The sequence below is a fragment of the Terrimonas pollutisoli genome (genome assembly GCF_029360765.1).
GTDB lineage: Bacteria > Bacteroidota > Bacteroidia > Chitinophagales > Chitinophagaceae > Terrimonas_B > Terrimonas_B pollutisoli.
In genome coordinates, this window is the sequence record NZ_JARKNA010000065.1 from 1 (window position 1) to 745 (window position 745).

Below are 745 nucleotides of genomic sequence, written 5' to 3' on the forward strand. Positions count from 1 at the left end.
GTTTTATCGGTTCAATAAGTTGTTCAATTCATTCATCGTCTTCGTTGTCCAGTCTGCAACTGTCAAGGGTCTTTTGTCCTGCGAAAAATATTCACAAACAAGGTCATATTGTTCCTTTGTCATGAAAACCATGTATTCGTTCTCGTTTGTCAGAAGATACAGTTGTTCTTTAGAATTGTGCTTTGCCAACTCTGCATTAATCATCTCTGCATATTTCTGAACAGTCTCTCCCCACATCAAAGGGCTTCCTTGGGCTAATATGTAACTTGTGCCGTTTACAACAATGCTGTGATAGTTGTTTACATAGCTGTCATTTGAGTAATTGAGTTGAATTCCAATTTTGTTTAGAAAAGGTTGCATTTCCTTTATCATGTCAACAACTCCGCCTTCTTCATATAGTTCTTCACCGTCTCCACAGCTATAGAATCGTGAATCATAAAATTGGAAAGGTGGCTTTCTGTTGTATTCAGTAAAAAACTCTTTGTCACCATTAAAGTGTTTTTTCAAAGAGTCTTGGACAATTTTCAATTTGTCTTTTTCCGTATAGTCGAAGTAACCGAGTTCTGTGAATTTTTCTATAAACTCTTTGTCTGTCATTTTTTTAGTGATTAAAGGATTTGTTTCTTGAATTTTTGGAACTGTGTCTTGGACAATGGTTACTTGTTCAGTATTGCCATTGCTACAAGAATAGATTAGTATCAAAAGGAAAGAGAAATAAAGTTTGGTCATAATGGTCGTCATAAAT

The 745-nt window shown here is 35.0% G+C and carries 1 protein-coding gene; it reads right to left on the reverse strand.

Translation table 11 applies throughout. The annotated features are described in order from the left end of the window. Positions 1-3: 3 nt before the first annotated feature. The coding region (locus P2W73_RS26370; protein ID WP_276505098.1) for a hypothetical protein at positions 4-745 on the reverse strand (742 nt) is incomplete at its 5' end.